The sequence below is a fragment of the Hymenobacter oligotrophus genome, from assembly GCF_003574965.1.
GTDB classification, from domain to species: Bacteria; Bacteroidota; Bacteroidia; order Cytophagales; family Hymenobacteraceae; genus Solirubrum; species Solirubrum oligotrophum.
Genome location: NZ_CP032317.1, coordinates 495,202 through 510,385, shown reverse-complemented (window position 1 = coordinate 510,385; position 15,184 = coordinate 495,202). Strand labels below are relative to the sequence as shown.

Below are 15,184 nucleotides of genomic sequence, written 5' to 3'. Positions count from 1 at the left end.
AACAACAAGCAGCGCCGCCACAGGTTGCGGCAACGGGCGTGCAAGGTACGGTAAAAGGCGATGTTAGTTTGCAGTTAGAGGCTAACAGTTGTTAGTTGTGGCGGGCATGTTGTTAGTTGCGGCCCCAAAGGCGAACTTTATTGGCCTTGGAGCTACTTTCATCCGACGTTTTCACTTCATCTTTTGGCTACTTTCCTCACCGAACTGCTGCAGCGCCACGCGGCCGAATTCAGTCCTGTACTGCCCGTCGACCTGAACGGTGCCGATGTGGCACGCCTCGATTTTACGGCCAGAAACCCACGCCTGCAGGCGGCCGATTTGCGCAACACCGCAGCATTTGACGAACTCGTAAACGAATTGCTCGCGGCCCAAAACGCCCGCATCGGCGTGGGCGGCTACCTCGAAAACCGCGTCATCTACCGCCGCAGCCCTACGCTCTTTGGCGATGTTGCCTTGCCGGCCCGCTCCTTGCACCTAGGCGTGGATGTGTGGCTGCCCGCCGGCACGCCGGTGCTGGCCCCGCTGGCCGCCACCGTGCACAGCCTCGCCGACAACGCTAACTTCGGCGACTACGGCCCCACCGTGGTGTTGCAGCACGAGCTGGAGGGCACGACGTTCTACTCGCTCTACGGGCACTTGGGGCGCGCCGGGCTGGTGCACCTGCAAGCGGGGCAGCGCATCGAGAAAGGCGCAGCTTTTGCCACCGTGGGCCCCTGGCCCGAAAACGGCGACTGGCCTCCGCACCTGCACTTTCAGCTGGTGGCCGACATGCAAGGCCGCCGCGGCGACTTCCCGGGCGTGGCATTGCCCGAGGAGCAAGCCTATTGGGCTGAACTTTGCCCCAACCCCAACCTAGTGCTGCAAAGCCGGTGGTTGTAATAGTTTCTCGCTGAGGTTCGCTGAGGTTTTCGCAGAGGTACGCAGATGCGGCCTCCGCGTACCTCTGCGAAAACCTCAGCGAACCTCAGCGAGAAATCACTAATCGAACTTGATAGCCACCACCGGCTTGATGCGGGCAATCAGGTACGTGGGGATGAGTACTGCCAACTGCGAAGTGGTGAACACGGCCGCGTTGAGCAGCAGAATGATGCGTGGGTCCCAGAAAATGGGCACGCGGTCCATGTAGTAGTTTTCGGGGTCGAGCGGGATGGGATGGAAAAAGTACTGCACCGCGCAGAAGCCAAGCCCCACCAGGTTGCCCCACAGCATGCCCTTAACGGTGAGGTTGAAGCCCCGGAAGAAGAACATCCGCCGAATTTGGTTGTCGGTAGCGCCGATGGCCTTCAGAATACCGATCATGTTGGTGCGCTCCAAAATCATGATGAAGATGGTAGCCACCATGTTGAAGGTGGCCACGAAGATGATCAGCACCAGAAAGATGATTACGTTGCGGTTCAGCAACTGCAGCCAATCGAAAAGCTGCGCGTACTGGTCGGTAATCTTGTCCAGCTTGAGGTCGTAGCGCAGCGAGTTGTAGAGGTTGTCCGACACGGGGTCGAGCTGCCGGAAATCTTTCAGCACTACCTCGTAGCCGCCCACCAACGAATCGGCCCAGGTATTCAGCTCGCGCACTTGCCGGATGTCGCCAATTACATACACTTCGTCGAACTCGTCGAGGCCGGTTTGGTAGATGCCGGCCACCACAAATTTGCGCACCCTAGGTGGGTTCTGAATAAAATAGAATAAGGCATCGTCGCCCACCTTCAGGCGCAGCTTATCGGCCATTTTGCGCGACAGCAGCACCTGCTCGGCAGCGGCCGTGTCGGGGAAGGTCAAAAACTTGCCCGTAACCAAGTTCTGCCGCATCGGCGACGGACCGTTTTCCTCGTCAATGCCTTTCAGCACCACGCCCAGCACCTCGTCGCGGGTTTTAATGATGGCCGTTTTGCGGGCAAACGGCTGCGACGACTTGATTTGCGGGTACCGACGCAAGTCGCGCGTGAGTTCGGCCCCGTTGATGGGCTCTACCTCGAGCGAGTTGTTGTTGTCGTACTTGCTGACGGTGAGGTGGGCGCCGAACGAAAATATTTTGGCCTGAATTTCGTTGCGGAAGCCCTCCAGAATAGCAAACGACACCAGCATTACCGCCAAACCGAGGGCAATGCTGATGATGGCTATCTTGGTCACCGACGAGGTGAATGACCCCGAGTCGGAGCCTTCAATCTTCTGGGATATGTACCGCGAAACGTTCACTGGGCGTAAAGCTACGCGAAGCCGGCTAAGTTTGTGTGACCCTTTTCACCGCTAGAGTGCCAACGATGATACCCAACAGCCTTTCGGCGCTGTGCGCGCTTTTCTTGCTGCAAGGTCCGGCCTGTACGCCGGCTCGGCCCACAACGTTGCCCACCGAGGCAAATAACCCCACCGAGGCAACCCTAGGTGCGGGCCCGGCCGCAACCGCCGCGGCCAGCACGCCCGCGCCCCAGGCGGGGCTGCAAGTGGGCGCCGCCCGGTTTGGCGAGTACCTGCCGCTGCTGCAAGGCAAGCGCGTGGGCGTGGTGGTAAACCAAACCTCCAAAGTAGGCCGGGCGCTGCTGCCCGATACCTTGTTGGCCAAAGGCGTAAACATTACAGCCATTTTCGGTCCGGAGCACGGTTTCCGGGGCGAAGCGGCCGATGGCGCTACCATCAAGGATGGCAAGGACGAGCGCACCGGCAAACCCGTGCGCAGCCTCTACGGCGCCACCAAAAAGCCCACCGCCGAAATGCTGCAGGATGTGGACGTGCTTGTTTTCGACATTCAGGACGTGGGCACGCGCTTCTACACCTACATCAGCACCATGCACTACGTGATGGAGGCCGCCGCTGAGCTGGGTAAGCCCGTGATTGTGCTCGACCGCCCCAACCCCAACGGCTGGTACGTGGATGGCCCCATTATGGAGCCGCAGCACAAATCGTTTGTGGGCATGCACCCCATCCCGGTTGTGCACGGCCTCACGGTAGGCGAGCTGGCCAAAATGATCAACGGCGAAAAATGGCTGGCCGGCGGCAAGCAGTGCCAGCTTACGGTGATACCCGTGCAGGGCTACACCCACTCCACGCGCTACGAGCTGCCGGTGCGCCCCTCCCCCAACCTGCCCAACCCGCACGCGGTGTCGTTGTACGCTACGCTGTGCTTGTTCGAGGGCACCGATGTGAGCGTAGGCCGCGGTACTGAGTTTCCATTCGAAGTGATTGGCGCCCCTACGCAGCCGGGCACTCGCCCCTTCAGCTTCACGCCCAAACCCAATTCGGGCTCTACCGCACCGCCCCAAAACGGCAAGCTTTGCTACGGCGAAGACCTGCGCAAAACTGGCAACGACCTAGGCTTTACCCTGCGCTACCTCATCGACTACTACCAGAAGAGCACAGCCAAAGACAAGTTCTTCGGCAAGTACTTCGAGCAGCTCACCGGCACGCCCACCGTGCGCCAGATGATCATTGCGGGCAAATCGGAGAAGGAGATTCGCCAAGCGTGGGAGCCGGCCCTAGGTCAGTACAAGCAGATGCGCAAGAAGTACCTGCTGTACCCCGATTTCAACTAGTCAATTTTGAGCCCGCAGAAGGCGCAGAGCATTGTCGCTGAGGGCGCTGAGCTGTTCTGCGTCTTCTGCGGGCTAAACCCCATCCGAACCAACATGCTCCGAATAGTATTTATGGGCACGCCCGATTTCGCGGTGCCTACCCTCGAAGCTTTGCACGGTTGGTCGGGCTGCCAGGTGGTGGCCGTAATTACGGCGCCCGATAAGCCTGCCGGTCGCGGCCAGAAGCTAAACGAATCGGCCGTGAAGCAAGTGGCCGTGCAGCTGGGCCTGCCCGTATTGCAGCCTACCAACCTCAAGTCGCCGGAGTTCCAGGAGGAGCTGCGCAGCTACGCCGCCGATTTGCAGGTGATTGTGGCCTTTCGGATGCTGCCCGAAGCAGTTTGGAACATGCCGCACCTAGGATCCATCAACATCCACGCGTCGTTGCTGCCGCAGTACCGCGGCGCCGCGCCCATCAACTGGGCGCTGATTCACGGCGAGCAGGTCACGGGCGTTACGTCGTTTTTCCTGCGGCACGAAATCGACACCGGCGACCTGATTTACCAAGACGAAGTAGCCATAGAGCCAGAAGATGATTTTGGCTCTTTGTACGGCAAGCTGAAGCAAGCCGGAGCCGCCTTGGCCCTGCGCACGGTGCAGGCCATTGCCGCCGGCACGGCCCCCAGCACGCCCCAAACCGACCGCGGCGACTTACGCCCCGCGCCCAAGCTGCAAAAGGAAACCGGCCGCCTCGATTTCAATCAGCCGGCCGAAGCTCTGGTAAACCTGGTGCGCGGCCTCTCGCCCATCCCAACGGCGTTTACCCACCTGCCCGACGGCCGCGGCCTGAAGGTGTTTCGGGCGCAGGCCCTCCCCGGTGCCCCCACCGCCGAAACGCCCCTAGGTGCCTGGCTTACCGACGGCCGCAGCCACCTACGCGTGCAAACCGCCGACGGCCAGCTCGACCTACTCGACGTGCAGCTCGAAGGCAAAAAGCGCATGCCCGTGGGCGACTTCCTGCGCGGCTTTAAGCTGGAAATGAAAAAGGAAGAATGACGAAGGACGAGCCCACTGCTCCTTTTCTGCTTCCTTCTTCCCTCCTCATTCTTCCTTAGTATCGCATGATTGCACTTGTAGTAGCCCGGGCCGACAACGGCGTAATTGGCCGCGACAACCAGCTGCCCTGGCACCTGCCCGCCGACCTCAAGCACTTTAAGCAACTCACCACGGAGCACCCCATCGTGATGGGCCGGCGCACGTACGAGAGCATCGGCAAGCCCCTGCCCAACCGGCGCAACATCGTGGTGACGCGCCAAGCCGATTGGCAGTTCGAGGGCGTGGAAGTGGCGCATTCGGTGCTGGGGGCGCTGGAGCTGGCTCGCCAAACCGATGAGGACGTGTACGTAATTGGCGGTGCCGAAATCTATCGCCAAGCCCTGCCCGCTGCCGATACCATTTACCTTACCGAAGTGCACCACGCAGCCGAAGGCGACACCGTGCTGCCCGATTTTACGGCCGATACCGTATGGCGCGAAACCAGCCGCGAACGGCACGAGCCCGACGAAAAGCACGCCTACGCCTACAGCTTCGTGACGCTACAACGGCGGCGCTAGCTACCTAGGGCAACGCAGTTAGCGCCTAGGTGCATTTGCACAGGAAAAGCCAAGACAGCCGGGGAACGGGGCTGATGATGTCATATCGAGCGCAGCCGAGACATCTCGTTGAAAGGCAATGTCATCCTGACGAAGGAAGGACCTTGCCACGTCAGGACCTCACCCCCCGGCCCCCTACCTCGCTCCATGCGCGACATCGAAGAGAGGGGGAGTGGATGCTATCCGGCGCCAGCGCGCGGGATAATGTCCTTCGCTTGGCTCAGAATGACAATACCATGCGGTGTCAGCACGCGAGATGTCTAGACAAGCTCGACATGAAAGTTAAATGAAGGTGCTTCTTTAAGCTCAGCTACTTTAGGTGGCAGTTCCAACAGCCTTCCGCAAAACGCAACCGGGGCCGCGACTTGTTTGTCGCGGCCCCGGTTGCGTTTTGGGCTGCTTGGCGCTTGGCTTAGCGTAGCAGCACCAGTTTGCCCCATCCCTTCTTAAAGGCTTGCTCCGCCTTGGGGTTAGTGGTGCGGTGTTCAAACTTGTTTTGCGGGTCGTCCATCACCACGCGGTACAGGTACGTGCCGTTGGCCAGTTTGTCGCCGTACTGATCGGTGCCGTCCCAGGCGTACTCGGTTACGTTGTTGCCGATGTGCAGCGGTCCCAACTCGGCCTGCATAATCTCGCGCACCACTTTGCCCGAAATGGTCAGGATCTGAATCTTCATGTTGCGCGGCAGCTCGCTGCCGGTAAGCGTAAACACGAAGCGCGCCCGGCTGGTAACGGGGTTCGGGTACGGGAAGATGTTGGTGATGCTGGAGGTGTTGATGACCTCGAAATTTACGGCGTAGCGCTGGGCGCCGGCTTGGTTATCGGCCATGTCGCGGGCCTGCACCTCCAGCTTGTACACGCCGTCGGCCAGCAAGCCCGGCGTGTAGTACACCCGCGTACGGCCCGAGGCCGCATCGGGCACGAAGCGAATCAGCGAAGCATCCGTCATCGACACCTGCTGCGGGGCCTGGTTGGGCCGCGTCAGGAACACCTGCACTTTGCTCGGGTCGTCGATGGGGCGGCGCTTGTCCTCGTACTTCACGTCAACCAGAACTTCGGGCCGGGCCGAAACGATGTCGCCGTTGAGGATGTGCACGCCGTCGAAGGCCACATCGAGTACAGGCGGCACCGAGGTGTTGGGCGAAGCAAAGGTCAGGTTCAGCTCGTTGTTGAAGTAGTACTGCTCGGGCACCTGGCGCGAGTTCACCTGAATGCGCACGGCGCCTTCGCCTTTGAAGTTGCGCACATCGAGGCGGAACGTGTAAGTGGCCACCGAGTCGGATTTGAGCACGCGGGTCGACTGCAATTCTACCTCCTTGCTTTGGCCGTTGGCTGCGGTTTCGCGCACGGTGGCTTTGGCCCACAGGCGCTCCGGGAAATCCACGGCCGATACGTTCTCAAACTTCACCGGAATATCGAGGAAGCCCGAGCTGGCGGCATCGGCGCTTAGCTTGGCTGTGGCGTAGGCATTGGCAGGCAACGCGGGGTGGTCGCGGCGTACCACGCCCTCGGGCAGCGGCGTGTAGGTTACCAGCCACTGCTTAAGCTGCGGCGCCGTGCGGTTAACGGTGTCGGTCAGCACGGCTTCGAGCTGCAGGTAGGGGTATTGCTGCGCGCTTACGCCCGACAACGAGTAAGCCAAATTGGTAACGTTCGGCACCAGCACCGTGCGGTTGTTTTGGGCATCGTAGCCTACCAAGCGCAGCGTGTAGGCATCGGCGGCCTCCTGCTTTTTGATGGTGTGGTAGAGCGTTTGCCATTGCTGAGCCGGGCCGATGCGCGTGCTTACCACCGTGCCGCTGCCGCCGCGGGTGTTCACGCTGGCACCTAGGGCTATTTCCTGATTTTGGCGCGGTGTGGTGCTGGCGGCATCAAAGGTGCGCTCTTGCGCCTGGGTCGGGAAACCCTTGCGCAGCATCATCACCAGCGGGTCACCGTCCTGGGCCTGCTTAATCAAGCGCGAGCCCATGGCCTCCAGTTCGTTCTTCAGGGCGGCGTCCATGCTGCCGAAGCGCACGGTGTTCATGCTCACCAGGGCCACGTAGTGCCCGGTAGGCACATCGCGCAAAAACTGCAGCAGCTTGGCTTGGCCGCTGGCCGTATTGATGTTGTTACCGCCATCGGCGTAGAAGTGGTATAGCGGTGCGCCGTTCTGGCCACACAGCAGGTAGCCTGCGCCTAGGTTGCCCAGCTGCTCCAACGTGCGGCCATCGTACACGGCGGCAATGATGTTGGGCGTGCCCGAGCGGATGGAGCCGCAGTTGTCGGTTTGCGTCGAGATGTTATCGGTGAGCACGCCGTAGCCGGGCAGGAAGGTGTTGCCGCCGCCCCCGCCGCCGGCGGTTTTCAGCAGCACCGGCCGCGCGCGTTCGGCAAACTCCCAGCGGCCCGAGGGCGCGGCTTGCGTCAGGCCGGTTTTTTCGTTCGCGGCCATTTGCCCGTAGTGGCTTTGCGACCAGCCGCCGGGGCTGTTGCCGATGTAGCGGAACGAGTTGGTAGCCCAGCTTTCGTCGAGGCTCTGGTTGGCCCCAAAGCGCACGCGCCAGTAGTACACCACCGAGTCGCGCGGGGCGGTGGGCGCCGGCAAGTTGGGGCGCCACTCCACCACATCGGTGGCTTGCACCGAGGTATTGCGCAGGAAGGGCGAGTTGAACGTGGCCACCGTATCGAGCTGAAACTCGAAGGTGCGGGGCTGGGCCTGCGGCAGGTTGCTTTGGGCCACGAGGCGCACGTTTTGCTTGCCCACAATGGCAAAGTTGTGCGGATTGAGCGCCGTTAAGCCGCCCTGCAAAAAGTTGAAGGTGGTGGTAACGGAGTTGTTGTTTTCGTTGAGCTCGTCGATGGCGTTCGGATCGTCGAGGCGCACGGTAAAGGTGTTCAGGCCGAACACGTTGCCGGTGTTGCTAAGCTCGAAGTCGAGCACGGCGTTGTTGCGCCAGTAGGCAAAGGTTTTGGAGGTGCGCGTGATGGTGCTGCCCACCTGGCGCTCCACGGTTACCTTCACGTCATCGGAAATTACCTTGCCGAAGTTGCTAACGGCAATTTGTAGTTTGAAGCGCTGCGACGAGGCCAACACGGGGCCGGGGTCGAGCGGCAACACTTGCGCGCTGTTGGCGGCGTAGTCGGGCTTCTGGGGCGCGAACAACGACACGGCCGGGTCGCCCTGCCAGGTCGTGTTCATCAGCATGCTCACGGCGTAGCGGCTGCTGGTGTACTGCGGAATGGCCATCAGGCGCTTGTTCACTTCCACCTGAATCACGGAAAGCGGCTTGCCGTACCACTGCGGATCGTTGAACATGAGCTGGTACAGGCGGTCGGCGTAGTCGTTCAGCTCCTGATCGACGCCAAAGTCCGAATCGGCCAAAAAGCCAATCGCGCCTTTTTCGGGCACCAGCACCCACGATTCGCTGATGGAGCCGTAAGGCGTGTAGTTGTTGCCTACGGCGCAGCCAAAGGCCATGAACACGGGGTACTTGCCTTTGTTGGCGTAGCCGTTGCTGGCCACGGTTATGTCTTTGGGGTTGAGGTCGAGGTAGCTGTTGGAGGCGTGGCCGAAATATGTAATCAGCGACACGCCTTTGTTCAGCTGCGGCGCGAGGTCAACTTCCACCGGGTAAGGCCCTACGTTGCTGCGGAAGATGTTCTCGACGTTGGCCCCGAACAGCGGTGCCTCGGCGCGGGCCTGGTAGCGGCGCAGATAGCCATGAAACTGGTCGAACTCGTTTTGCCGAACGCCGCCCCCTAGGTGCAGCACGTTTTTGCGCCAGGGCTCAACGCCCAGGGCTTCGTGCTCTTTCAGCTTGTTGAGGTAGCTGAGTACATCGGTGGGCGTTTGGGCGGCCAAGCGGCCCGTCGGGATGCGCGGGAAATACGAATCGTTTTGCCAGTCGGCCGTGAAGAAAATATCCGAACCGCCGCGCGTGCTGGCCGGCACCAGATCGGGAAACGTGGCGCGGGCGGCGGTGGAGGCTTTGCGGTAAAACGTGCCGCCCCAACCTTCGGTAATCATTACGCCCTTGCCCAGCAGCAACAGGTAGCGGTTGGGCACCTCCGAGGTGAGCATGTACTGCGCAAAGCGCCGCACCGCCAGCGGCGACCGTTCGCCGTAGTGAAACTGGTCGTAGAGCAGTTCGCTGGTAACCACCAACGTATCGAAACGGCCGCCCGCGTTGGAGGCGCGGTAGTTGGCGTACTCGCGCACGGGGTTGGCCACGTTGCCTGCCGGGCGCATCAACGCACCGCTGGTTACGATCAGGAAGTTGTGGGCCGCCGGCGAAATGGGCCGAAACCGTACCCGCGCGGCCGGCATGGGCACTTCGGGCTGGCTTGCATCGGCTAGCAGCAACTGATGGGTGCGCCCCACCGCTGCCGGAAACGTGAACACGCGCGCGTTGCCCGAACCGGCCACGCCGGCAATGCGCTGCACGTTGGCGGGGTCGGTTACGTCGTAGCCTACTACCGAGGCCGGAATGCTATCGAGCTGGTAGCTGGCGGGACCAGCCAGGGTGGAGTCGTTAAGGAATTGCAGCGCGGCCTGCCCTGCTTGCCAGGTAGTGGTTTGCGGGTGCACCACCCGAACGTAGCCTACCCGAAAGCGGTCGGTAACGGGGGTGGTGGGGTTGCTGACGGCTACTTTGATGCCCACGCGGCCGTTGGCTCCCACGTCGCTGCGTTGCAGCTGGTAGCGCACCCGGCGCACGGCATAAGGACCGTAGTTAATGGGCGAAGAGGTAAGCACGCGCTCGGCACCGTTGCCCCCGGCCACAGCCGAAATCAGGGTGTTGTGCGGGGCCGGCGATGCGCCTACCAGCAGCACCTCAACCCAAGGCATCGCTCCTTGCGCCGAGCGGCGGCCCAGGCCATCGATCTGGTACGTGAAGCTGTTGGCAATGGCGCCACCTAGGAAGCCCTCGCCGCTGTCGGCCCAAGGCATAAACGCAATTTGGGCGTCGGTTTGGCCGTAATGGTAGTTGCCGTTATCGAGGAGCAGGCGCGGCTGCAACCAGTTGGCATGCGTGCTCCCAGCCGCCGCTGCGGGTTCGGCCATGCGCCTGCCCGTGGTGGCCTGCGACCAAGTAAGAAAGTACGCGGCCGTATCGGTAAACAAGCTGTAGAGCTGGTGGGGCTGCTCGGCGGCCGTTTTGTACATGTCGCGGTCGAGCTTGCCGTCGTTGGCCTGGCCGTAAAAATCCAGGTACGTGGTGGCGTCGAGCTGGGCTTGGTTGCCGCCGCCGTACATGGCCACCTCCTGCCCGCGCCGCCACAACTGCAGGCGCCGGGGCTCCACGCCGTTCAGGCCCAACCGCGCGAGGTAAGCCTGATCGAGCCGATAGAGGCCGTCCTTGAAGATTTTGATTTTGTAATACGTCTTGTTGTGGTCGATCCACTCGTTGCCGTATTGCCGGGTTTGGGCCAGCGCCAACTGGCCCGCTCCGGCCAGCAGCACTACCAGCAACATGCTCCACCGCCACAAGCGAGGTGCGTATCGGTTGTTCATAACCTTCCTGTCGATAAAGCCGGCGGCAGGCACCTAGGGGCAGCCGCCACAAGCAAATGCGGTTTATTTAAATGCGTACCCCAACGATACCATGATGGAGTTGGCCTGCGAGTTTTGGCCCAGCCGCTCAATAGCCAAGCGCGACAACGCCAAATCGAGGCGCAGGCCGCTCAGGGCTACGCCCACCCCTAGGGTAGGCTGCACCTTCCACTCCTCCTTGCCGCTGAAAGCCTGAATCCGCTGCACGTTGGTGGCGCCGCCGCGCAAAAACAGCAGGTTGCGGTAGCCTATTTCGGCTCCGATATGCGGCGCAATGCTCACGAAGTTACTGGCAATGGGCGTGTTGCGCTTGCCATCGGTGGTAATTTCGAGGTCGGTAGCCACCACGGCTGTTAGCTCGCCGGGCAGCTTGAAGGAGCGGCTTACGCCCAGCACAAACCGCGGCAGCGTTACCTCGGTGCTGTTGCTCGGCACGAAGTCCAGGGTATCGATGGTGGGCTGGAATTTATCGGTGTTGATTTTCCAGGTGTTGTGGGTGGTGGTGACGTCGCGTGCCATTAGGCCGAAGCGCCAGTTGTTGCGCTCGTATTGCGCGCCGGCATCGATGCCAAAGCCCCAGGCGTTGGCGTAATCGCCCACGTTGCGGTAAATAATTTTGGCGTTGGCTCCCAGTTGCAACCCTTCCACGGCCTCCAGCTTGCGGGCGTACGAAAGCAGCAAGCCATAATCGGCCACCGAGAAGTACGTGATGCGGTCGTAGGAAATCTGGTTGTACTCGTTTACCAGGGCACGGGTATCCGGAATGTCATCTACGCCTACCCGGATAATGCTGGCCCCTATGGCGCTGCGCTCGTCGAGCGGCATCGAGAAAGCCGCGTAATCGTTCTTCACGATGCCCGAAAATAGTTCGGAGTGCATCAGCACGGCGTCGTACTTGGTTTTTTGGCGCAGCAGGCCGGCGGGGTTCCAGTAGCCAGCAGTGGCGTCGTCGGCCAGGCTTACCTGCGTGCTGCCCATGGCCAAAGCGCGCCCGCCCACGCCAATCGACAGAAAGTCGTTGCTGTATTTGGGGGTGTTGTCGCGGGGCGGCGAAGATTGCGCCTGCGCCGCTGCCACGCCCATCAGCGGCGTAGTCAGCAACGCAATAATAAACCTACGGAAAAGGTGTGCCATAGAATAACAAGAACGCCAGCTTACAAACTGGATTTCACAACGCAAGTTACTTATTAATAGTGCAGCGCCGGAAGCCCAACCCCGCTGCCGCCCCGCGTACCGAGCGGCTGCAAGCCAAAGCCCAACCGGCCGGCAGAAGTTTCCGCTCTAGGTGCTTTTTGGGAGCGGCATGCACCGGCAGCCCTCGCCCTACTGAACCCTCGGCTGCACTTGCTTACGCAAATTCCTGAGCCTCAAATCATTTTTTAACGGAACATCGTGAAACAAAAATTATTTTAACCAAGTACCTTGCTTTACAAAGTACCTGCTTTTATATTTGTACCATACTTCACCGACTACTGCCCGCAAAGCCTATGAAAGTCGAAAACACCCAAGTGCAGATGCGGAAGGGCATTCTGGAATTCTGCATCCTGGAAATCATTGCGCGGGGCGAGGTGTATGCCTCCGATATGCTGGAGGAGCTAACCCAAGCCCGCATGATTGTGGTGGAGGGCACGCTGTACCCTCTGCTCACGCGCCTCAAGAACGCTGGCCTGCTCGATTACACCTGGAAGGAATCGAGCAGCGGCCCACCTCGCAAGTACTACACCCTCACGGAGGTGGGGCAGCAGTTCTTGCACGAGTTGCGCCTAACGTGGGAGGAGATTGAGGACTCGCTCCAGATCATCCGCTCCAAGCCCAACGGCAACTCCTCCCCCAGCGTCGCGCCCGCCGGCGCCTCCATCTGACTCACCACCCCTACAGTTGCAGCACTGCGATGAAAAAGAATATCAGCATCAATCTGCAGGGCCTGATCTTCCACATTGAGGAAGATGGCTACGAAGTACTCCAGCGCTACCTGCAGGACGTGAAAGCGTACTTCAGCACCTACCGCGGACACGAGGAAATCGTGGCCGACATCGAAGGCCGCATTGCCGAAATCTTTGCCGCCCGCCTCTCCAGCACCAAACAGGTTATCACGTTCGAAGACGTGGACGCTGTGGTAGCTAAAATGGGCCGCGTACAGGACTTTCAGCAGGACGGCCAGCTCGACGACGACGACGCTGCCGACACCGCCAGCTACGGCCAGCCCCTAGGTGGCGGCGCCTACGCCGGCACCGCCACGGCCGCGGCCCCTGCTGCCACGGTGGTAGAGGAACCCCGCCGCCTGTACCGCGACATGACCAACCGCCGCGTGGCGGGCGTGGCCGCCGGCTTGGCACGCTACTTTAACCTCAACCCGCTGTGGGTGCGCCTGATCTTCATCGGCACGCTGTTTTCGCCCGTTATCGGCGACTTTGTGGGTGCCCTGCCGGCCATCAGCCTGCTCACCTACGTGGTGCTCTGGATTGCGCTGCCCAAGCGCTTCGACGACCGCCCCATGCCCGACGACGACGTGACGCGCAAACTATTCCGCGACACCGACAACGGCTCAATCGGCGGTGTGGCCGCGGGTTTGGCCGCCTACATGGGCATCGAGGTAGCCATTCTGCGCATCGTGTTCGTGCTGAGCATCTTCTTGGGGGGCACGGGCCTGCTGCTGTACCTGATTCTGTGGATGGTGGTGCCGCCTGCGCGCACCCTATCCCAGAAGGCGCAAATGCGCGGCGAAGCCGTAACCCTCTCGGGCCTCGAGCAAAGCCTGCGCAACCAAGGCACTACGCCAGTCAGTAATCGTCCGGTAGGTGCGTTTATCGAAGAGGTGGGGCGCGGCGTTCGGCCGGTGGCCCGGGTGCTCGGCACGGTAGTACGCGTGTTTGTAGGCTTCATGTTTATTCTGGCTGGCTTTGGCCTGCTTATGGGCCTGCTGATTGTGGCCGGCGTGGCCGTGGGCCTGCTGCCCGAGTCGCAGAACATTCAGTTGGGCAACGGCCCGGCCTACGCCGTATTGGCGGGTGTGCCGTGGTGGTTTGTGGTTAGCGGTTTTCTGGCCGCGGGCATTCCGGTGTTGCTGCTCCTGTTCTCGGGTATTGGCTTGCTGATGCGCCGCTGGCTGCTGGGCCGCACGCTTACGCTGATTTTGCTGGGCCTCTGGATGCTGGGCATCGTGGGCTCGATTGCCGGCGGGGTTCGTACCTCGCAGGAGTTTCAGGAGGAAGGCAGCTACACGAGCACCCGCAACCTAGGAGCCCTGCCGGGCAACACCGTTACGCTCGACGCGCGCCGCCTCGATTACGACTGGGACATGCAGCCCGAAATCATCTTCGCGGCTGCCGATAGCGGCAACGTAATTGCCTTCACGCAAGAAGTGCGCGCCCACGGCCGCACCTTCGAGGATGCCACCAACACGGCCCGCAACTCCATTGCCTACCGCGCCGTGCTCCGCGACTCCAGCGTGGTACTCGACAACCGCTTCTCGTTCCGCCCGGGTGCCATTTTCCGCGCCCAAGAGCTCGATGTTACCCTGCGCTTGCCGCGCAACAAGCAATTCCGCATCACGCCGGCTTTCGCTTATCTGCTCGACGATTATAACTTCCTCAGCGACAAGCGCCCCGACGATGTATCGAAGCACCTGTACCGCTTGCGCGGCAGCCAACTCGAATGCGTTGATTGCACGGAGGCTGACTTTCCGAAGCCCGAAGACGACGATGACGAGTACTACGAAGGCGAGTTCGACAGCAACGGCGTGCGCATCGACGTGGACACCGACGACGAGGACGTAAACATTGATGTGGACCTAGGCGACATCGACGACTTCTCGACCGACCCGGCCGACTACGGCACTGCCCGTCGCAATTACACCGAGCGCGATTTTAGCAAGGTAGAAGTTAACGGCGCCTACCACGTGGTACTGCGCCAGGGCGGCGAGTACAAAGTGCAGGCCTACGGCACCGAGCGCGAACTGACTCAGCTCGACGTGCACCGCAACGGCGACGAGCTGGTGGTGCGCCCCCGCAACACCAGCTTGTTGGGCAACTGGCGCCGCACCGATGGCGACGAAGTGCTGGTGGAGGTTACGCTGCCCACGCTGCGCGGCCTGGAGCTGGCCGGCGCCGTGAAGGCCGAGGCCACCGGTTTCGAAGACTTGGGCAACCTCGAGGTGGAGCAGGCCGGCGCCAGCCACCTGCGCTTTGCCGGTAACTGCAACACCTTGTCGCTCGACCTGGCCGGCGCCTGCAAATCGTCGCTGACGGGTCGTGCCGATCAGCTGCGCATCGAAGGCAGCGGCGCTTGCGAGGTGCAAGCCGGCGAATTTGCCGTGAACAACGCCGAGGTAGAGCTGACGGGCGTGAGCAAAGCCCGCCTGCAGGTGGTGCGCCAGCTGCGCACCGATGTTTCGGGCGCCAGCCAAGTAGCCTACAGCGGCAGCCCCACCAACGTGCGCAACAGCAAATCGGGGGCATCCAAGGTAACGCGCGTGGAGGAGTAGCCCCGTAAAT

The 15,184-nt window shown here is 61.3% G+C and carries 9 protein-coding genes; 6 read left to right on the top strand and 3 right to left on the bottom strand.

Features of this window, described 5'->3' with window-relative positions; translation table 11 throughout:
• Positions 1 to 183: 183 nt before the first annotated feature.
• Positions 184 to 879, top strand: coding sequence for a peptidoglycan DD-metalloendopeptidase family protein (locus tag D3Y59_RS02105; RefSeq protein WP_119443538.1), 696 nt, complete (start codon positions 184 to 186; stop codon positions 877 to 879).
• Between the two features lie 99 nt (positions 880 to 978).
• Here the strand turns inward: D3Y59_RS02105 and D3Y59_RS02100 are convergent, their stop codons facing one another.
• Positions 979 to 2,193: an ABC transporter permease gene (locus tag D3Y59_RS02100; RefSeq protein ID WP_119443537.1), complete on the bottom strand. Its 1,215-nt coding sequence runs from the start codon at positions 2,191 to 2,193 to the stop codon at positions 979 to 981.
• Between the two features lie 65 nt (positions 2,194 to 2,258).
• Between D3Y59_RS02100 and D3Y59_RS02095 the strand changes: the two genes are divergently transcribed.
• From D3Y59_RS02095 to D3Y59_RS02085, 3 genes are all read left to right on the top strand, one after another.
• Positions 2,259 to 3,524 (top strand): exo-beta-N-acetylmuramidase NamZ family protein, encoded by a 1,266-nt coding sequence (locus D3Y59_RS02095; protein WP_119443536.1) that lies wholly within the window; start codon positions 2,259 to 2,261, stop codon positions 3,522 to 3,524.
• A 93-nt stretch (positions 3,525 to 3,617) separates the two neighbouring features.
• Entirely contained in the window at positions 3,618 to 4,559 is a 942-nt protein-coding gene (gene fmt, locus D3Y59_RS02090) for a methionyl-tRNA formyltransferase (protein ID WP_119443535.1), read from the top strand.
• Between the two features lie 65 nt (positions 4,560 to 4,624).
• Positions 4,625 to 5,116 (top strand): dihydrofolate reductase, encoded by a 492-nt coding sequence (locus D3Y59_RS02085; protein WP_119443534.1) that lies wholly within the window; start codon positions 4,625 to 4,627, stop codon positions 5,114 to 5,116.
• A gap of 451 nt (positions 5,117 to 5,567) precedes the next feature.
• Here the strand turns inward: D3Y59_RS02085 and porU2 are convergent, their stop codons facing one another.
• Complete coding sequence (gene porU2, locus D3Y59_RS02080) at positions 5,568 to 10,652, bottom strand: putative type IX secretion system sortase PorU2 (RefSeq protein WP_162910483.1); 5,085 nt, start codon at positions 10,650 to 10,652, stop codon at positions 5,568 to 5,570.
• 63 nt (positions 10,653 to 10,715) lie between these two features.
• Positions 10,716 to 11,825 (bottom strand): putative type IX sorting system protein PorV2, encoded by a 1,110-nt coding sequence (locus D3Y59_RS02075; protein WP_240410477.1) that lies wholly within the window; start codon positions 11,823 to 11,825, stop codon positions 10,716 to 10,718.
• 353 nt (positions 11,826 to 12,178) lie between these two features.
• On the opposite strand from D3Y59_RS02075, the gene D3Y59_RS02070 reads away from it, so the two are divergent.
• Together D3Y59_RS02070 and D3Y59_RS02065 are read left to right on the top strand one after the other, a co-directional pair.
• On the top strand, positions 12,179 to 12,553 hold the full coding sequence (locus D3Y59_RS02070; RefSeq protein WP_119443531.1) for a PadR family transcriptional regulator: 375 nt from the start codon (positions 12,179 to 12,181) through the stop codon (positions 12,551 to 12,553).
• Positions 12,554 to 12,582: 29 nt separating this feature from the next.
• The gene (locus tag D3Y59_RS02065) at positions 12,583 to 15,174 is read left to right on the top strand and encodes a PspC domain-containing protein (protein WP_119443530.1); all 2,592 of its coding nucleotides are present in this window, start codon (positions 12,583 to 12,585) and stop codon (positions 15,172 to 15,174) included.
• Positions 15,175 to 15,184 lie beyond the last annotated feature (10 nt).